At 45.8% G+C, this 19,275-nt stretch carries 19 protein-coding genes; 16 read left to right on the forward strand and 3 right to left on the reverse strand.

Annotated elements, in window-relative coordinates; translation table 11 throughout:
- The first annotated feature begins 8 nt into the window (after positions 1-8).
- The 12 genes from ACXADE_RS07790 to paiA all read left to right on the forward strand — a co-directional run bounded on the left by ACXADE_RS07790 (position 9) and on the right by paiA (position 12,203).
- Positions 9-725, forward strand: coding sequence for a (Fe-S)-binding protein (locus ACXADE_RS07790; protein ID WP_474979911.1), 717 nt, complete (start codon positions 9-11; stop codon positions 723-725).
- Between the two features lie 15 nt (positions 726-740).
- The gene (locus tag ACXADE_RS07795) at positions 741-2,168 is read left to right on the forward strand and encodes a LutB/LldF family L-lactate oxidation iron-sulfur protein (RefSeq protein WP_474979912.1); all 1,428 of its coding nucleotides are present in this window, start codon (positions 741-743) and stop codon (positions 2,166-2,168) included.
- Positions 2,165-2,869: a LutC/YkgG family protein gene (locus tag ACXADE_RS07800; RefSeq protein WP_474979913.1), complete on the forward strand. Its 705-nt coding sequence runs from the start codon at positions 2,165-2,167 to the stop codon at positions 2,867-2,869. The genes ACXADE_RS07795 and ACXADE_RS07800 overlap by 4 nt, the downstream gene beginning before the upstream one ends.
- A 188-nt stretch (positions 2,870-3,057) precedes the next feature.
- Positions 3,058-3,648, forward strand: coding sequence for a DUF2087 domain-containing protein (locus tag ACXADE_RS07805; protein WP_474979914.1), 591 nt, complete (start codon positions 3,058-3,060; stop codon positions 3,646-3,648).
- Between the two features lie 60 nt (positions 3,649-3,708).
- The gene (locus tag ACXADE_RS07810; protein WP_474979915.1) at positions 3,709-4,950 is read left to right on the forward strand and encodes an MFS transporter; all 1,242 of its coding nucleotides are present in this window, start codon (positions 3,709-3,711) and stop codon (positions 4,948-4,950) included.
- 248 nt (positions 4,951-5,198) lie between these two features.
- Positions 5,199-6,002 (forward strand): formate dehydrogenase accessory sulfurtransferase FdhD, encoded by an 804-nt coding sequence (gene fdhD, locus ACXADE_RS07815; protein ID WP_474979916.1) that lies wholly within the window; start codon positions 5,199-5,201, stop codon positions 6,000-6,002.
- Positions 5,995-8,934 carry a formate dehydrogenase subunit alpha gene (gene fdhF / locus ACXADE_RS07820; protein ID WP_474979917.1) on the forward strand — a complete coding sequence of 980 codons (2,940 nt, stop codon included), beginning with the start codon at positions 5,995-5,997 and terminating at the stop codon, positions 8,932-8,934. Before fdhD ends, fdhF begins: the two co-directional genes overlap by 8 nt.
- Positions 8,934-9,398: a helical membrane plugin domain-containing protein gene (locus ACXADE_RS07825; RefSeq protein ID WP_474979918.1), complete on the forward strand. Its 465-nt coding sequence runs from the start codon at positions 8,934-8,936 to the stop codon at positions 9,396-9,398. Before fdhF ends, ACXADE_RS07825 begins: the two co-directional genes overlap by 1 nt.
- A 269-nt stretch (positions 9,399-9,667) precedes the next feature.
- On the forward strand, positions 9,668-10,381 hold the full coding sequence (locus tag ACXADE_RS07830; protein WP_474979919.1) for an alpha/beta fold hydrolase: 714 nt from the start codon (positions 9,668-9,670) through the stop codon (positions 10,379-10,381).
- Positions 10,382-10,519: 138 nt separating this feature from the next.
- Entirely contained in the window at positions 10,520-10,987 is a 468-nt protein-coding gene (locus ACXADE_RS07835; protein WP_474979920.1) for a DUF4367 domain-containing protein, read from the forward strand.
- 216 nt (positions 10,988-11,203) lie between these two features.
- The gene (locus ACXADE_RS07840; protein ID WP_474982213.1) at positions 11,204-11,656 is read left to right on the forward strand and encodes a MarR family winged helix-turn-helix transcriptional regulator; all 453 of its coding nucleotides are present in this window, start codon (positions 11,204-11,206) and stop codon (positions 11,654-11,656) included.
- Positions 11,657-11,681: 25 nt separating this feature from the next.
- Positions 11,682-12,203 (forward strand): spermidine/spermine N(1)-acetyltransferase, encoded by a 522-nt coding sequence (gene paiA / locus ACXADE_RS07845; protein WP_474979921.1) that lies wholly within the window; start codon positions 11,682-11,684, stop codon positions 12,201-12,203.
- 398 nt (positions 12,204-12,601) lie between these two features.
- Here paiA and ACXADE_RS07850 read toward each other — a convergent pair whose 3' ends face one another.
- A complete protein-coding gene (locus tag ACXADE_RS07850; RefSeq protein WP_474979922.1) occupies positions 12,602-13,078 on the reverse strand; it encodes a DUF456 domain-containing protein in 477 nt (158 codons plus the stop codon).
- A 147-nt stretch (positions 13,079-13,225) separates the two neighbouring features.
- Positions 13,226-14,230 (reverse strand): aldo/keto reductase, encoded by a 1,005-nt coding sequence (locus tag ACXADE_RS07855; protein ID WP_474979923.1) that lies wholly within the window; start codon positions 14,228-14,230, stop codon positions 13,226-13,228.
- Between the two features lie 109 nt (positions 14,231-14,339).
- Here ACXADE_RS07855 and ACXADE_RS07860 point away from each other — a divergent pair, with 109 nt between their 5' ends.
- Positions 14,340-16,700, forward strand: a complete 2,361-nt coding sequence (locus ACXADE_RS07860; protein ID WP_474979924.1) for a penicillin acylase family protein — start codon at positions 14,340-14,342, stop codon at positions 16,698-16,700.
- 17 nt (positions 16,701-16,717) lie between these two features.
- Here ACXADE_RS07860 and ACXADE_RS07865 read toward each other — a convergent pair whose 3' ends face one another.
- Complete coding sequence (locus ACXADE_RS07865) at positions 16,718-17,185, reverse strand: SRPBCC family protein (protein WP_474979925.1); 468 nt, start codon at positions 17,183-17,185, stop codon at positions 16,718-16,720.
- 118 nt (positions 17,186-17,303) lie between these two features.
- Between ACXADE_RS07865 and ACXADE_RS07870 the strand changes: the two genes are divergently transcribed.
- The 3 genes from ACXADE_RS07870 (at position 17,304) to ACXADE_RS07880 (ending at position 19,099) form a co-directional block, all read left to right on the forward strand.
- A complete protein-coding gene (locus tag ACXADE_RS07870; RefSeq protein WP_474979926.1) occupies positions 17,304-17,522 on the forward strand; it encodes a hypothetical protein in 219 nt (72 codons plus the stop codon).
- 241 nt (positions 17,523-17,763) lie between these two features.
- Positions 17,764-18,801, forward strand: coding sequence for a DUF2332 domain-containing protein (locus tag ACXADE_RS07875; RefSeq protein WP_474979927.1), 1,038 nt, complete (start codon positions 17,764-17,766; stop codon positions 18,799-18,801).
- 25 nt (positions 18,802-18,826) lie between these two features.
- Positions 18,827-19,099, forward strand: a complete 273-nt coding sequence (locus tag ACXADE_RS07880) for a hypothetical protein (RefSeq protein ID WP_474979928.1) — start codon at positions 18,827-18,829, stop codon at positions 19,097-19,099.
- The last annotated feature ends 176 nt before the right edge of the window (positions 19,100-19,275 follow it).

Genomic DNA, 19,275 nt, shown 5'->3' on the forward strand with positions numbered 1-19,275 from the left:
ACACAATCATGAAAGTTTCCTTATTTATCACTTGCCTGTGTGATACGTTCACCCCGGACGTCGGGAAAGATGCGGTCCAACTGCTCGAGCGTTTCGGGTGTGACGTGGATTTTCCTGAAAATCAAACCTGCTGCGGGCAACCGGCTTTCAATAGCGGGTATAAACAAGAATCCATCCGAGCCATGAAACAAATGATTAAAACCTTTGAAGCCTCCGCTTATGTTGTCGGTCCTTCCGGGTCCTGTGTGCAAATGATCAAAGAGTATCCTCATGCACTGAAAGACGAACCCGAGTGGAGAGAACGGGCAGAGACTGTGGCTGGAAAGACGTATGAACTGACCCAGTTTTTAGTAGACGTTCTACATGTGGAAGATGTGAAATCAACGTTTCAAGGGACGGCTACCTATCATCCGTCCTGTCATATGACACGTTTGTTAGGAGTGAAAGATGCCCCGAGAATTTTGCTGGAAAATGTGGAAGGTCTGGAGCTGATTGAGCTGCCGCTGAAAGAGGACTGCTGTGGATTCGGAGGAACGTTCGCGGTGAAAAATGCCGCCGTGAGTGGACAGATGGTAAAAGAAAAAGCGGAGCATGTCGAAGAGACCGGGGCGGATTACCTGATCGGCGGAGACATGGGCTGCCTGATGAACATGGGAGGCTGTATGCGCCGCAACAAACAAGACGTAACAGTGCTTCATATTGCTCAAGTGTTGAACAGCCAATAAGGAAGGGGAGGTCACATGGGAATTAAGATTGGCGATAAGCCGTATGCTGATAGGATTCAGGCCGGAATCGAAAACAATTTTATGAGGCAAGCCGTATCTTCAGCGCAGGGGCGCTTTCGAAGTGGGCGTCTGAAAGCGGCCGAAGAACTCGGGGACTGGGAAGATTGGCGGACGCTCGGGGAAGAAATCCGCCATCACACCTTGGAGAATCTGGACTATTATTTGCACCAGCTCAGCGTACAAGTCGAAAAACGCGGGGGAACCGTATTTTTTGCGGAAACGGCTGAGGAAGCGAACGCTTACGTTCAGCAAGTCGCCAAAAAAAAGCAGGCGCGCAAAGTGGTGAAATCGAAGTCAATGGTCACGGAAGAGATCGGCTTGAATGAAGCATTGGAAAAAAGCGGGTGTGAAGTCGTAGAGTCGGACTTAGGGGAGTGGATTCTGCAGCTTGATGAGGATCCCCCGTCCCATATCGTCACCCCCGCTCTTCATAAAAATAAAGAACAGATTCGGGAAACATTCGCCAATAAAAAAGGGTATACGAAAACGGATCAGCCCGAGGAGCTAGCTGCCTTTGCCCGTGAACAGCTTCGGAAAGATTTTCTGGAAGCGGATGTCGGGGTCACAGGCTGTAATTTCGCGGTCGCTGAATCCGGTGCCGTCACGCTTGTAACGAATGAAGGAAACGCCCGCATGGTAACCGCTCTTCCTGAGACCCATATTGCTGTCATGGGGATGGAGCGTGTCGTTCCTACGTGGGAAGAGCTGGAAGTTATGGTGAGTTTACTTACGAGAGCCGCTGTTGGACAGAAATTGACGAGCTACATCACGGCGCTCACAGGAACTCGTTTAGAGGGCGAAACGGATGGGCCGGAGGATTTCCATCTCGTCATTGTCGATAACGGTCGTTCAAAAATATTGGGCACAGAATTTCAGTCGACGCTGCATTGTATCCGTTGTGCCGCCTGTATCAATGCCTGCCCTGTGTATCGTCACGTCGGAGGCCACTCTTATGGTTCCATTTATCCAGGTCCGATTGGAGCCGTCTTGACCCCGCTCCTGGATGGGTATGAAGACCATAAAGATCTTCCTTACGCATCTTCCTTGTGTGCGGCGTGTACAGAGGCATGTCCTGTGAAAATTCCGCTCCATGAACACTTGATCAGACACCGTGAAATCATCGTTGAGCAGGAACAAATGGGGGCGAAGTCAGAAGAATGGATGATGAGAGGGTTTGCCCAATGGGCGTCGACGCCTGCTGCCTACAAGATGAGTACAAAAATGGCCAGGACTGCAATGAAACCGTGGACGAAAGGTGAACAGATCGAAAGGGGTCCAGGTCCGTTGAAAGGGTGGACCGACAGCAGGGATTTTCCTGCCCCCGCACGCAAGAACTTCCGGGAATGGTACAAACAGCGGGAAAAAAGGAGAGAAGAAGGATGACGATTTATAACCGGACATCCTTTTTGGATCGGGTCGCCGAAAACCTCGGCCGGGAAAGGCGTACAACCGTGGAGGCCGCTACGTATTCCGTTCAACCGCAGGACCGTGTTTTTCAAGGAGCGAGTCAGGAAGAGCTCATCGAAAAGTTGGAAGCCCAATGTGATGTGATCCATACTCACGTTGAACGGACAACAAAAGCAGATCTTGGAACCGCCTTACAAAACGTACTCGAATCCTTTAATGGTTCCAGGAAAGTCATCAGCTCCGGTGGACCCCGGTTGAAAGAATATGATTTACTCAACAATTATAAGGAACTGGGGAAGCAAGGCTATGAAATTCGTATTTGGAATGAACAGGAGGGGGATGTCAACTTTGCCGAGGAGGCCGGCGTCGGGGTCGTTTTCAGTGATATCACTCTGGCGGAATCTGGAACTGTGACCCTTTTCAATGACAAACAGAACGGAAGATCGATCAGCCTTCTTCCGGAAACCTTTATCGCCATCGTTCCGAAAAGTACGCTTGTGCCAAGAATGACACAGGTGGCGCGCGTTATTCATGAACAGGAACAGTCAGGGAATCCTGTCTCATCATGCGTAAGCTTCATTACAGGACCGAGCAATAGTGCGGATATTGAAATGAATTTGGTTGTCGGTGTACATGGGCCGGTGAATGCGACTTATATTGTAGTGGAAGATGCATAGATTGGGAAAGTAAAACAGGACTCTCACGAAAGGGGAGTCCTGTTTTCAATTTATACAAGTCTACGATATCAAATCGAGCAAATTAGACCTCCACCTTGTGATGGAATGCCGAAAAAAACACCGTTGACAACTTCATATAATTAGATTAATATTTAATTAGATAATCATTTAATTAGAGAGGTGAATGTATGCAATTAGAAAAAATGGTAGCTTTCCATAAAGCAGTCGGAGATCCGACGAGGCTTAGAATTATCGCTCTCCTTCGTCAAGGCCCTCTGCATGGGCAGGCAATTGCAGGGAAATTAGGGTTGCGTCCTCCAACGATCACCCATCATTTGAAGAAGTTGAAGGATACAGGGGCGGTCTATTCCAGAAGAGATAAAAATACGATTTACTTTTATTTGAATGAGCAGAAGTTGGAATTCATGACAACAGCTATATTACGGATAGGAGATGATGAACGAGTGGTTGCCGAAGAGTTGAAAGTTGATAGCAGAGAGCAGGCCAAAATCATTAAAAATTTCGTTACAGTTGAAGGAAAACTGAAACAGATGCCGAGCCAATTGAAAAAGAAAAATGTCATCCTTTCTTATTTTGTCCAATGGTTTGAACATGGAAAAACTTATGAGGAGAAAGAAGTCAATGAATATATCCAAACCTTCTTTGATGATTTTGCGACGGTTCGGAGGGAATGGATCATGCAGCAGTTCATGTACAGGGAAAATAACCAATATGAGCTTAACCCCGTGGAAATGTGGCCGGTTGTCGTCCGAAGGTGACGACATGGCCCTTTATTTTGCTCAGCTAATTAGATGCATATCTAATGTTAGGCGGTCGGTATGAAGATCCACAACTCCTACCGATTTCTTTTTTACTCAGGCATCGTGAATGGCATCGGGGATCGGTTCAGTCAAGTAGCGGTGCTTACCCTGCTGCTCGAATTAACCGGTTCTGGAATGGCTGTTGGAGCTGTCCTTGGGATCAGAATTATTCCCTATCTTGTTTTGTCCCCGCTTGGGGGAAGGCTTGCTGATTATTCTTCCAAAAAGGGACTTCTCATTCTGACAGATCTTTTGAGAATACCTTTTGCATGGAGTTTTCTGTTCGTGGATGCTGAAGAAGACGTTTGGATCATCTTCTTATCCATGTTTATCCTCGCTTGTGGAGAGGCTTTCTATCAGCCCGTCCGCAAGAGCTATATCGGGACCGTGACAAAACCTGAACACCTTATGAAAGTGAACGGTCTGGAACAGCTTATGACGGGAGTTGTTTTGATTGGTGGATCGATTACAGGAGGGATTGTTGCCTATGTCGCTGGACCTTCGTTTGCTTTTTGGTTGAATGGTTTTTCTTTCTTAACAGCAGCTTTTCTTCTTTTGCCTTTGCCATCGTCGCGAGACAAAGAAGTTGTGGAAAAGAAAGAGCATCGAAACCCGATGAAATGGCCGGGGTGGGTTTTCTTCATCTTGGTGATCCAGCTTGCAGGAGCAGGAATGGACGGCGTATTCAATGTTCTGATCAGCGTATACGGGGTGGAAACTTTCGCTTTGAATGAACTGGGGGTCGGATTTTTGTACGGGGCATTAGGGAGCGGGCTTGTAACAAGCTTCTTCTTTTCCAGCAAGATTAAAAATGGTTCGCTATCACTGGTCCTGATTTTGCTCATGGTGGAAGGTATTCTCCACATCATGGCCAGCCATATGCCTTCTTTTCCAGGCCTGGTAGCGACCTTTGTATGCATTGCTTTGCTCAGTGGTGTATGGGGAGCATTGCTGGACACCTTTTTAATGAGACATCTGCCAAAAAGTGATCAGGGGCGGGTGTTCGGCTGGATGGAGTCGCTTGCCAATGTTCACCTCGGAATAGTGATGTTCGGATCTGGTTGGTTATTAGACACCTTCTCCCCGCGCACGCTTGGATTGTGGGGCGGCTTGTCCGGGGTAGTGGGCGGTCTCGGATTATTTATCGGTCTGCTGGCTTATAGAAATCGGCTTTTACAGTCACTGGAACAAGGAAGAAACGAGAGAGCCGGCACCGGCAAACAGTCCGAAGAGAAGGATGAAAATAAAGACGACCCATAAAATGAACCCGCGTATTTTCTTAATGATATGAATAATGGTATTGAAAACATCCATGGCTTTGCCTCCTTTTTATTTACATTTCCTGTAAAACAATTAAGGGAACATCCTCATTAAAAAAATACCAGAGTAACCCTGAAATTCTCATATTATTTCACCCAAACACCTCCTTCATTATTCCTATGAGGGGGTGTTTGTTATGTCGAAAGAACGGGAATACCATAGGGAAGGAATGGTAAGGGGGTAAAAAATTGGGGACGAGGTCGTGGCAAATTCATAGATATCGAGAACATGAGTGGGCCTCCGTAGAAGACGAAGTAGCTGTCGAGTATCCATTGACGGTGACAGTCAACGGGGAAGAATTCGCGACAATGGTCTGTACTCCCACAGATAAAGAAGAAATGATTCTTGGTTTCCTCGCATCGGAAGGGCTCATTCGTAGTAGGAAGGAAATCAAAGATTTGACGCTGGATGATGATCGTGGGTTCGCCTATGTGGAAACGGCCGTGAGTCTTCCAAAGATGGAGAGCGGTCAAAAAAGGTGGCTCGGGTCGTGCTGTGGGAAGAGCCGGGCGTTTTATTTTCAAAGCGATGCGGCAACCGCTCGTACAGCTCTGGATGAAACGACTTTCCAACCGGAAGCCTGTTTCAGACTGATGGAGGAATTCCAGGCTCAGGCGGGTTTGTTCCAACGGACGGGCGGCGTGCACCAGGCAGCGATTGCTACTGAGAATGGAATAGTGAAAGCATATGCGGATATCGGCCGTCATAACGCCCTTGATAAATTATATGGGTTTTTGCTGAAAGAGAACGTGAGCAGAAAAGGGAAAATCGTTTTATTTACAGGCAGGATATCTTCGGAAGTCCTTCTGAAAATATCGAAGATGGGATTCGGTATCCTGTTGTCCAAGTCGGCGCCGACAGATTTAGCCCTGCAGCTTGCGGATGATTTGAACATAACGGCTGTTGGTTTCTTACGGGGGGAGCGGATGAATGTGTATACTCATCCGAGACGTATCACTGCAGCTAGTGGAGGAGGAGTAACGATTGAATGAACATACAGTAGTGACGATCAATGGAAAGGAATTTCTGGCGGAACCGGGTCAGAATTTATTGCAGCTGATGAACGAAGCGGAGGAACAGGTACCGCAAATCTGCTATAACGAATCACTTGGTCCGATCCAGACGTGTGATACGTGTATCGTACAGGTTGATGGTGAATTGACGCGGGCATGTGGGACAAGTGTGAAAGCAGGAATGAAAGTCCAAACGAAACTTCCTCATGTACATAAAGCGCAGAAGGAGTCGTTGGACCGTATCTTGGAAAAACATGAACTGTACTGTACGGTTTGTGATTACAATAATGGTTCTTGTGAAATTCACAATACGATGGCAGAATTCGGTTTGGAGCATCAGTCCCGCCCTTTTCAGCCGACGAGTTATGAGAAGGATGATTCCGGCTCTTTTTACCGCTATGATCCGGATCAGTGTATCCTCTGCGGCCGCTGTGTCGAAGTCTGTCAGGATGTTCAGGTAAATGAAACACTGACCATCGATTGGGATCGCAAAGAACCGCGTGTCATTTGGGACAATGATGTCCCAATCGACGAATCCTCCTGTGTCAATTGCGGGCAGTGTTCTACGGTCTGCCCATGTAATGCGATGATGGAAAAGGGAATGGAAGGGGACGCCGGCTTTTTGACCGATACGGAGCCAGGCCTTTTGAAGTCGATGATCAATTTGACGAAGAAAGTGGAGACAGGGTATGGTCCGCTCTTCGCTGTTTCTGATACGGAAGCGGCCATGCGCGAAGAAGTCATTCAAAAAGAAAAAACCGTCTGCACGTATTGCGGAGTCGGCTGTTCGTTCGATGTGTGGACAAAAGGAAGAGAAATCCTGAAAGTTGAACCGAGTGCGGAATCTCCGGCAAACGGCATTTCTACATGTGTGAAAGGAAAATTCGGCTGGGATTACGTTAATAGTGATGAACGTCTCCAAAAGCCGCTCGTACGTCGTGGTGAACATTTCGAGGAAGTCGACTGGGACGAGGCGATCTCATATGTTGCTGAACGTATGACCCAGATCAAGGCTGAAAAAGGGGCCGATCATCTGGCATTCATCTCTTCTTCCAAAGCCACGAATGAAGAATCCTATGTCATGCAGAAGCTGGCCCGCCAGGTCATCGGGACGAACAATATCGACAACTGCTCGCGTTACTGTCAGGCCCCAGCGACAAAAGGATTGTTCCGTACGGTCGGTTATGGAGGTGACTCCGGTTCGATTGACGATATCGCAGCGAGCAAGCTCGTTCTGACGATTGGATCAAATACAGCGGAATCCCACCCTGTGCTTGCCTCACGCGTAAAACGGTCGCAGAAGTTGTTCGGACAAAAACTGTTCGTTTTCGATTTGAGAAAACATGAGATGGCAAAACGTGCCGACCGTTTTTATCAACCGAAGTCAGGAACCGATCTCGTTTGGCTCTCAGCAGTTGCGAAGTACATTCTCGACCAGGGGTGGGAGGATCAGAACTTCCTGAAAGACTGGGTCAATGGTTTTGATGAATATCGTGAGAGTCTTGAACCATTCACGATGGAATATGCCTCTGAATTGACGGGGATACCTGAACAGGAATTGAAGGATGTGGCTAAAGAAGTCGCTTCTTCTGAATCTGTCGCCGTATGCTGGGCGATGGGCGTGACGCAGCATATGCTCGGAAGTGATACAAGTACGGCCATCAGTAACCTGCTGTTGATTACAGGGAACTACGGAAAGCCTGGAACCGGTGCTTATCCGCTCCGTGGTCACAACAACGTCCAAGGCTGCAGTGATTTCGGCAGCATGCCGAATTTCTTCCCGGGATATGAAGAAACATCCGATGATGAAGTGCGCGCCCGTTATGAAAAAGCATGGGAGGCTACGATTCCGAAAGAACAGGGAATGGACAACCATGAAATGATTGAAGCAATCCATAATGATGAACTATCGATGATGTATGTGATGGGGGAAGATACAGGAATCGTTGATGCCAACATCAATTATGTGACGGCAGCGCTTGAAAAACTCGACTTTTTCATTGTTCAGGACTTGTTCTTAACGAAGACCGCAGAATACGCGGACGTCGTTCTGCCGGCATCACCGAGCCTTGAAAAAGAAGGGACGTTTACGAATACGGAGCGTCGCATCCAGCGCCTCTATCAAAGTTTTGATCCGCTGGAAGGTACAAAACCGGATTGGGAAATCATCCAACTGATTGCTAAAGAACTTGGACGCGACTGGAATTATCAGCATCCGTCTGAAATCATGCATGAAGCTGCAGGTCTGGCACCGTTGTTTGCAGGTGTCCATTACGATCGTTTAGAAGGATACAAATCTCTGCAGTGGCCGGTCGCAGAAGATGGGACGGATCAGCCGCTCTTATTTACAGACGGGTTCCCTTTTGAAGATAAAAAGGCGAAGCTGTATCCACTGAGTTACGAACTGATGTATGATACGGATGAAGAATACGACCTCCACGTCAACAATGGCCGGTTACTTGAGCATTTCCATGAAGGAAATATGACGTATAAATCGGAAGGGATCCGACGGAAAACGCCGAATGCCTTTATAGAAGTTTCCCACGACCTGGCGAAGGAACGCGGGATCGAGGAAGGTGCCGAAGTGAAGCTGATCTCTGAATCAGGAGAAGCTACGGGTGTCGTCACGGTCACGGACCGGGTCAGCGGCAACGAAATCTTCCTGCCTCTGAACGATAACGGCAAGTCTGCGATCAACTTCCTGACGGATAACCGCGTGGATAAAGATACGGATACACCCGCTTATAAAGAAATTGCAGTAAAAATGAAAGTATTGAAGAAAAAAGGGAAATCGCCGATTCCCCATAACAACCACCGCCGAGGAAACCCTGTTCCACAGAAAGGTGTTAAAGTACAGGAAAAATGGAAGCGTGAGGACTATGTATTCCCAGGCAGTCAGGGGGGACGATAATGGCAAAAGCGATTACGAATATCAAACGATACAAAATTCCCCGTGAAGAGCAAATCGACCGGGACGTCCGGGAAGTCAAGGAAGCGGTCGCCGACAACAAGGAATCCATCCTCAAAGGCCTGGATTTGTTGAAAGCTCTCGATGAAGGCGAAACGCTTGATTCAGTGACCGCATTCGTCAAAGCAAAGGATGAAGCCTTGGCGAACGTCGTAAAGGAAATCGATAAGGATCAGTATGAGCCGCTGCTTCGTAATCTCCCGGAACTCGTATTTCTTTTGGGAGAAATCAATGTTTCCGGCATCCGTGAATTAAGTTCACGCTTGAATCACGGATTAGAAGCTATGGAAGGGGAAGGGACGACTGACAAGACGTCGTTCCTGGACCTTGCCAAAGCACTGAAAGATCCGGAAATCAATCGCAGCATCACGATGCTCCTCCACTTTTTGAAAGGGATGGGCCGTTAAATATACAAGGAGCAAGGAACCTGCCTGGTTCCTTGCTCCTTGTTTTCTATTGAATTGCCGTTGTTATCGTATGGTTTTGACATGTGTGATCTCGAAGCTGAGTCTTGAAGAATAGGGCAAGTTAGTGGAAGATACAGTTCCGAGATCATTGAAAAAATGGAGGATTATGAAACTTTAAAGTGGGCTGTTCGTAATATGTAAAGTAAGTTGGATAGTGAAAGAAGTGAAATGAATCCTTTGCAAAAATTAAATCAGAGAGAAGGGATTAAATGATTTTACATACTGAAGTTCTTGGGGATGGAGAACCCATTGTATTTCTTCATACTGGATTACAAACTGGTTTAACTGATTTTGAAAATCAGAGAGAATACTTCAAAGATAAATTTAAAGTTATTCTGCCTGATTTACGTGGGCATGGAAAATCAGTAGCCGATGACCTTACGAATTTCTTTGAAGATTCAGTAGAGGATTTACAAGAAACGCTTAATGATTTAGAAGTTGATTCTGCTCATATTGTTGGATGTTCTTTAGGGGCTTTAGTGGGATTGTCATTTGCAAAAAAATATAATGAAAAAATGAAGAGTCTGACTATATCTGGTGTGATGTCCGAAAAACCAAAGGATTGGTTAGAACTACACAAGCAGTCTATGGAACATCAAGAGCAGTTAATGATGAATGATGAAATTGTTGGTTACTTTGATCATTTACATAAATCAGATTGGAAGCAATCCCTTGAGATTGCAAAGGATGAAGAGTGGTATCCATTCGAAATTACAAAAGACTTGGAAGGCATTTCTTCACCTATTCTATATATGGTTGGCGAGGGGAATGAATCTGAAACCAAAGGTGCATTATATTACCCTTCAATAAAAGATAATGTTCACGTTTCTATCATTCCTTTCGCCTCACACTTAGTTCATGCTGAACAATCAGATATATATACGATATTATTAGAAAAGTTCATTAGCAGGTGTGATAGGTAAAATCTGTTGTTGAACAAAAAAGGGGGGGTAGTTCAAGGTAAACTCGAAGGTATCTCCCCTTGAAGACTTCAATTGAAGGGGGCTTTAGATGAATAAATCATTATTACATCGTTTACCTAAAAAGATAGGAGTATTTTCTTGAAGAAGCATGTTTTATCCCTCATTACAATAATCCTGATGTTGAGTGGATGCAGTAATGACTTGAAAAGCGGATTAGTTGAATATGAAAAAACAAAATTGAATACCGCCTTGGTGGAGGTGTCTTTCAACCCGGAGATTCCAGAGAGGCTTCCTTATAAACCCACAAAAATAAATGTGGATACAGCAAGTATAGCTGGTGAGCAGAAAAACCTTTTGTTTGTTACTTTTGTTATTCAAAATAAAGGCAAGATAACTCTTAGCGCTAAGAATAGGGAAAATGCATTTAATTCTACAGAAGAAACAGTGAAGATCAATGACAACTCTGAAGGCAGCTATGGTCAGGAGGAAGATTCCAAGATACTAATTTGGAAGAAAGGCAAGATTCATTACGAACTAGTTACAGATATAAAGGCTATTTCCAAAGAAGAATTAATCCAAGTGGCTGATAGTTTTAATGGTAAATAATGCATTCATGAAGGGGTTTCGAGACCCTGATCTAGTCAAGGGGCGGAGGGGATGGATGACGAGGGTTAATAGTAAGATTGCTATTATGAAACGGAAAAGGTTTACCTGAATTCACCTCTTCATTAACTTATTTATGTTGCAAATACAACAAAAATAAGTTAGGGTAAGTTTACAGTGATAAATGTTGCACTTGCAACAAAAACAATGGAGGTCAATATGAAGGAAATCCTACGTGAAATTGGAATGATCGCGAGGGCATTAGATTCAATAAGTAATATAGAATTCAAAGAATATGACCTCACGAGGGGACAGTATCTATATCTTGTGAGAATTTGTGAGAGTCCGGGCATTATTCAAGAGAAAGTAGCTGAGCTGATAAAAGTAGATCGTACCACGGCAGCTCGCTCAATAAAGAAGCTTGAAATGAATGGCTTTATAGTGAAAAAAGAAGACGATTATAACAAAAAGATTAAAAAGCTTTATCCAACTGATAAAGGAAGGAGGATTTTTCCTTTTATAAAAAGAGAAAATGATCATTCCAACACCGTTGCTTTGGAAGGGTTATCCGAAGAAGAAATAGAAAACCTTTTCGACCTTCTTCAAATAGTGAGGAGAAATATAGAAAAAGACTGGGAATTTGTTAAAAAGGGAAACAAGAGAAGCTATTGAATGGAGAGAGGGGTGACAGGTTTAAATGAATATTAAAATGACCAGATGTACAGTGGGCGATTCACGAATTCTTCAGGAAATCGGCTGCGAAACCTTTAAGGAGACGTTTGAGGATCAAAATTCTCCAGAAAATATGAAGGCTTATTTGGAAGCAGCTTTTAACTTACAAAAAATAGAAGAGGAGGTATCTAATCCTTTATCGCATTTCTATATTGTTTCTATTCATGATGAAGTTGCTGGATATTTAAAGGTGAATACAGGGAAGGCCCAGTCTGAAGAAATGGATGATGACTCCCTGGAAATCGAACGGATTTATATTATTCATAAATTTCAAAAGCTTGGACTTGGTAAATACCTGTTCAATAAAGCTATGGATGTTGCTATGGAACAGAATAAAAAGAAAATCTGGCTGGGCGTTTGGGAAAAAAATGAAAATGACATTTCTTTCTATAAGAAATTGGGTTTTGTTCAAACGGGAGCGCACTCTTTTTATATGGGGGACGAAGAACAAACGGACTTCATAATGGTTAAACGACTTCAATACTAATAGAAGTGAATGACCATGTATATTCCAAAGCCTATGAAAGTGACAGACCTCGTTGAAATCGAAGACTTCATTCAGAGAAAGTCTTTTGGAGCATATAAATGGACGGCTTGCTAATTCCATGTAAGACTCATACCACGGCGATGAAAGAGGAGCATGAGAACCTTGATCCATCATAAGAACAGGCTCATCGCCGAAAGTTTTCCACTGTGGATACGCATTAGCAAAATACGAAGTGATTTATTCTATATATTCTTTATAAAAGGTATTTTCATCTTGAATTCAAATCTTAAATAAACAGGGGTTTTCTGCAATAAAATTGTGTGCTTCTTTAAACAGGCTAAAACTACGTTGATCAAACAAAAACCTCAAGGTTTATACCCTGAGGTTTTATATCTGCTTTATATGTCAAAGAAAAACCAGATGATAAGGATTGCTTGAATAATGATCTTGGCGACGGTTCCACTTAGAAATCCGAACAAAGAGCCGATCGCTGCTTTGAACGCCTCTTCTGACGAGCGTTTCTGCACAAGTTCCACGACGATGACAAGAATAAAGGGCACGAGGAGGATGCCAAGCGGCGGGATAATGAATGAACCGATGATGACTCCTATGGCTGCTGAACGTTCCCCCCATTTACTCCCTCCATATTTTTTTACGAAGTAACTGTTCGCGATAATATCCGAGACGACAAGAAGAACGGTGAGCACAACAGCCCCGATCCAGAAAAACACCGACAACCCGCTGCCATCGATAAAGAAGGCGTAGGCGAGAAAACCGATCCATAGTACGAGTGGTGCGGGGATGAGTGGGAAAATGATACTGGCGAAACTGGCGATGAAGCAGGCGATGATGATGGCCCATATGAGAATATCCATGTAATGTGTACCTCCTGATTGACGGTTTATTTCTTTAATACGATTGACGAGAATAAAAGTTTCTAAACTTTTTAGGCTTTTGTAGGGGGATAATGATCCAGACATAAGAAAAGCGGACCCTGAAAGGATCGGGTCCGCCTGTGTTTTTTATTTTAGTCCCAGTTCCTGGCGATCAGGTGGGGCCATGAATTCAGGACCTACAGGATCATTGACGTGCTTCAACAAGATTTCATCAATATCTTTCATCGTTTCTTCATCAATGGTGAAGCTGTCGACTTCATCGACCGGGTTCAGCTGGTCGGGGCGGCGTCCTCCCATCAGAGCGATGCCGGATCCCGGCTGGTCCAGCACCCAGCGGATGGCAAGCTGCAGAACATTTTTTCCGAATCGGTCTTCCGCAAGCTTTTCCAGCTCGTTGACGGCGTTCAAGTACTGCTTGAATCGCGGCTGCTGGAATTTCGGGTCGTTGTTCCGGAGGTCGTCTCCTTCAAATTCACGGTTGGTGGACATTTTGCCGGAAAGCAGTCCACGACAGAGAGATCCGTAAGAAATGGTCGTGAGGTTATGGTCCTCAACATATGGCAGCGTTTTCGATTCGATGTCCCTCTCGAATAAGTTATAAGGGGGCTGCAATGTATGCAGGGGTGCGGCCTCCCGGAACGTATCCATTTGTTCAGGGGAGAAGTTGCTGACCCCGATCGCACGAATTTTCCCTTGTTTATAAAGATAGGACAGAGCTTCTGCTGTTTCATGAATCGGAGTGACCGGATCCGGCCAGTGCACTTGGTAGATATCAATGTAATCGGTTTTTAATCGCTTCAAAGAATCTTCGACTTCTTTATGGATGCGTTCCTTACTGGCGTTACGAAAAACAGCGTCATCGTTCCAGTCGATGCCGACTTTGGTCGCGAGTACCAGATCCTCGCGCCGTCCGTACTGTTCGACTGCCTTCCCGATGATTTCCTCTGATCGTCCGAATCCATAGGCGGGAGCAGTGTCGATCAGATTAATGCCTTTGTCCAGAGCCGAGTGGATGGTTTTGATGGACTGCTGTTCATCTGTACCTCCCCACATCCAGCCGCCGATCGCCCATGTTCCAAGGCCGATACGGCTCGCTTCCATAGTGGTATCGCTTATTTTGATTTTTTCCACTTTAACACCTCCAAAATCAAGCACATTCCATCCATACCCGTTTCAAAAATTTCTTAATCTATTTTCTCGAAAATGAGATATAATAGAGAAAAGTTCTGGAGGTGGGGGAATGGAGACAGCTAGGAAGCTGGATTCAGATAAAAAGACGAGGCCCCGGTGGAAGAAAGCCGCCTGGCTGACGCTAGGCAGTGTAGTATTATTCATCCTTGTGGTTGTTATTTTTGTAAACGCTTACACGTTGAGGAGTCTTCCCGACACAGAAGGGGAAAACGTCCTTTCCGGTTTGGAAGCATCCGTGACGGTTACCAGAGACGCAGAAGGTGTGCCGCACATCAAAGCAGAGAGTGAAATGGATGTGTTCCGGGCCCAAGGCTACGTACAGGCCCAGGACCGCTTATTTCAAATGGAACTTGCCCGCAGGCAGGCGTCCGGCCGGTTGAGTGCAGTCGTTGGACAGGCGACGGTCGATCAGGATCGTTACTTCCGGACACTCGGTCTGCGGAGAGCCGCTGAGAAATCTTTAGCCGTGTACTCAGAGGAAGCAGTCCAGCGGTTAGAGGCGTTTGCCGATGGTGTCAATGCGTTTATGGATCATGAGGCGTTACCACCTGAATTCACGATGATGAACATCGATCCTGAACCTTGGACGCCTGTGGATTCGTTGACGATCGGGAAATATATGGCCTTTGACCTCGGAGGACATTGGGAGCGTCAAGCCTTCAATTACTATCTTCTGCAAAACTTTTCAGAGGAAGAAGCCTATGAGCTTTTTCCGACGTATCCCGAAGAGGCCCCGACGGTTCTTGCTGAAGCTGGAGAAATCGATATCGATATGGAACAAAGCTTTTCCAATGTTTACATCCCCAATGAATTCAATGGGAGCAACAACTGGGTGGTAAGTGGAGAACGGACGGCATCCGGATCACCGATGCTCGCTGATGATCCCCATCTTGGGATGGCGACTCCGTCCATCTGGTATCAAATGCATTTGGAAGCGCCCGATTACAACGTATCGGGGGTGATCTTCGCAGGCATCCCGGGAATTATTCTCGGACATAACGACGACATCGCCTGGGGCGTCACGAATGTAGGTCCTGATGTCCAGCAGCTGTACTTGGAAAAACGGAACCCGGAGGATCCTCATCAATTTCTTTACGAAGATGAATGGGAAGAAGCGGATGTCTTTACGGAAACCATTGATGTAAAAGACGGGGATCCTGTAGATCTCGAGGTTGTCGAGACCCGGCACGGGCCGGTGATCAGTGAATATGCGGGCGACTCTGGAAAAGATGCCCTGCTTTCGTTACGATGGACAGCTTTAGATGCCACAACTGAACTGGAAGCGGTTCTGGAGATGAACAGGGCCAATGATTGGGAATCGTTTGAACGTGGCCTGGAAAAATTTCTCGCGCCTGCGCAAAATTTCGTGTTTGCAAGCAAGGATGGAACAATCGCGTATAAAGCGAATGGCCAGGTGCCCATCTACAACCAACCGGAGGATGCTCTGCTTCCGATGCGTGGATGGGAAGCAGAAGACGAATGGCAGGGGTTCATCCCGTTCGATGAACTTCCATCAGTGGTCAATCCGGAAGAAGGTTTCATTGCGACCGCCAACAACAAAATCACATCGGAGGATTATCCATACCATATCAGCCACAATTGGGCACAGCCCTATCGGTATGCAAGGATCAGCGAAATGCTGGCAGGGGAAAAAGAATTGATCCCCGACGATTTTAAAGCGATGCAGATGGATGTGAAGAATTTGCAGGCGGAAGAATTTCTTCCCCTCATGATGGAAAAGGTGGAAGCGGGGACAGCAGAGGAGAAGGAAAGGCTCGCTTTGTTGGACGAATGGAACAGGGAAGATGACCGTGAGTTAGCCCAACCGCTCATTTTTCACCGTTGGATGGCGAATATTGAAGATGAATTATACAATGTAGACCTTTCTTCTGCTATACAAAAGTTCTTTGAAGGATCAGGACAGACGACGGATGAATTATTGCGAATGGGAGACGAATCCCGGTGGGTCCAGAAAGCAGGGGGAATGGATACGATGATCACCCGTGCCTTTCAAGCAACAATGAATGAGCTTGAAGATGAGTTCGGTGAGGATGCATCCGAGTGGAAGTGGGGAGACGGCCATGCAGTTGAATTCACCCATCCCCTATCAAGTATCGGATTTTTAGAGCGATTCCTGAACCCGGGAGATCCCCATCCTGTCAGCGGGAGCCGTGTCACGGTTCGAGCGGCTGGATTCAACGGGGAAGGAATCGTCAATCACGGGGCTTCATGGCGGTTTGTGATCGATATGGAAGACCCGACGGAAGCGTATCATGTGGTCGGACCAGGCCAATCCGGGCATTTCAGAAGTGATTGGTATCATAACCAATTGGATGATTGGGTGGAGGGGGAGTATCACCTGACGTCCACGGATGAAGCCGAGGGAGATATTTTGACCCTTACCCCTTAAATGTGAACGGCCGGAAGTCAACTTCCGGCTGTTTCTCTGTTTTCTGCGAGCTTTTTCAGTTCTTCCGCACGATGCTCAATGAAGCGGCGCATGTACTTTTCCAGGAATAAACGATCCGCCACTGTGCCGAGTGGACCGAGGGGGGAGCGGTAATCAAATGTATCGACCATAACAGTTCCTTTTTGTTTTTCAAAAAATTCGTGGGTATGTGTGAACGAGTGGAAAGCTCCATCGATCATGACATCTACGAAACGGAACGGTTTGTCCATTTCCGTGATTTTCGCAGTCAGATGCTGACGGATACCTAAATGCTTCGCTTCCCATGTCACGATATCGCCTTCTTCCATACATCCGGTCTTTACACCAGCAACGGCCTTTTCCTTCGTTTTCTCCGTGGTCATCGTGTGGACGTCAACATTCCTTGCAAGATCGAAGCATACGGATGCAGGAGCCTGGATGAATGTGTGGTGAATAATCTTAGGCATATCCACTTCTCCTTTCCTGATTCATCATATCAGAAGGAATCTTCCTGTGCTTTTCAAACGAGAGCATGAGAATACAAACAGGTTTTTCGTGCCACCCTATAGCAAAGGAGTGGGTGTGATGACGGAAGATCAAATGAGAGAGGTTTTTGCAGATTTCGGGTATGACAAGATGTTTACACGGTTCCAAACGCCCCTGTATGTTTCAGGTCTGCTTGATGAAGTGGACGAAAATGTATTGGAAGATTTCTTTGCCAATATCGAGTTGAATCCTGACTTGTTCTTTGATGAATTCCGTTTCTGGTTTCAGTACTTTTCTGTCTCCCAACAGCACCCTTAGAACGAGCGTAAAAAGTCCTCCTCTGAGGGCTTTTTTTTTGGACTCGGCAAGGGGGGGCATTCGGAGATGTTTTGTAGGGACGAGGATGCTGGGAAATACCGGTATAAAGTTCGCTATTCGATCGATCCATGTCTTCTCCTCTCATCAAAGCTATCCCTTTCAAGAGGGGGGAGGTTGTGTTACGTTAGTTTCACATGGAATTTCCATAAAAAGGATGGGGAATGTGAAGGGGGAAAAGAGAGTGGAGTATAAAGAGTTGTCTTCGCAATTCAAGGGTTTTGCAGAAAGGGAATGTTCAGGATCTAGTGAACTATATGAGAGGTTGGCACGGAAGGTCGCTGAAGATGAGGAAATTTTGCAGTTGTGTCTTTCGGCAAAAACAGGACAGCCTGTGCCGAACCTGCTTTTTGCTTCGGTTCACTCCCTTCTCCTGGAAGGGTCTGATCACGAACTGGCACACTTCTACCCAAGCGTCACTAACAATCCGGAAAAGGGAGGGGACCCTTTTCCGGCGTTTCAAGATTTCGTTAACGAATATAAACCGATCATCACTAAACTTTTACAGACGAAACGTGTGCAGACGAATGAAGTTCGGCGGTGTGCTTATCTTTATCCTGTTTTTACTCTCATTCATCAACATACGCATAAGCCTCTTTCTCTGATTGAAATCGGAACGAGTGCAGGATTGCAGCTTCTGTTTGATCAGTACAGCTATTCTTATGGAGGGAAAGTATATGGGAATCCCGATTCCCATCTTCGTCTTGAGTCTTACGTAAGGAATGGGGAAGTTCCCGAGGGTATTCTGACTGTAAATCCCCCAGTCAAAAGCAGAATCGGCCTTGATTTACATATTAGTGATTTATCAAATGAAGCGGATGTCCAATGGCTGAAAGCCCTTTTATGGCCGGAGCATGAAGAGCGTAGAAAACACTTCGATGCCGCTGTCGAGCAATGGAGGCATCACCCGCCGTTATTAATAGAAGGGGATGGCGTCCACCTTTTACCAGAAGTTTCTAAAGATACCCCTCAGGATACGACGTTGTGTATCTTCCATACACATGTAGCGAATCAAATGCCTGAGAATTTGAAAGCAGATCTGCTGGAGAAGGTGGAGGAAATCGGTCAGGAGCGCGACGTTTTTCATGTTTACAACAATATGAAGGATGGAAAGTTGCATATCGATTCTTATAAGGAGGGAGCTTTCAATACGAAGGTCATTGGTCAAACGGACGGACACGGGCGCTGGTTCGATTGGGAAATCGGGAATTCTGTGCGTTGATTTTAGAACAGTGGAGTCTGACCATTTGGAAAGTAGACAGGAAAGGCGGGAAATTGCCATGCATAAAACCATGAATGTTATTGGAGTCAGTGTCATGGCAGCATCAGCAGTTGGTTTTATCCTCGACTTCTTCATTGACCAAAGCCTTCTCCTTTATTGGGGGACGGGTTTGCTGATCTATCAATTCACAGCAGGATACAGGGATTATTTTGTGGAAAACCGAAAAGTTTCAGGTGGCTTGATGATGGGAATGATCGTCATTGCTTTTCTGGTCATTGCTTTACTTCGAATCGGTTGAACGGTCAGGAAAGGTTGGTTTATAGAAGAGTGCCTGTGTTGATCCACCACGCTTATCTAAAGACCTTATGATTTTCCCAAGGTTGTGAACAAGGGCAAGCTTGAAAAATAGGGGTGGAGATTTTATTTGAGGCAGGAAAGCACCATCGAATTATAGTAGACTAAGGAATAGTGGAG

Source organism: Halobacillus sp. ABR2_026 (genome assembly GCF_056158545.1).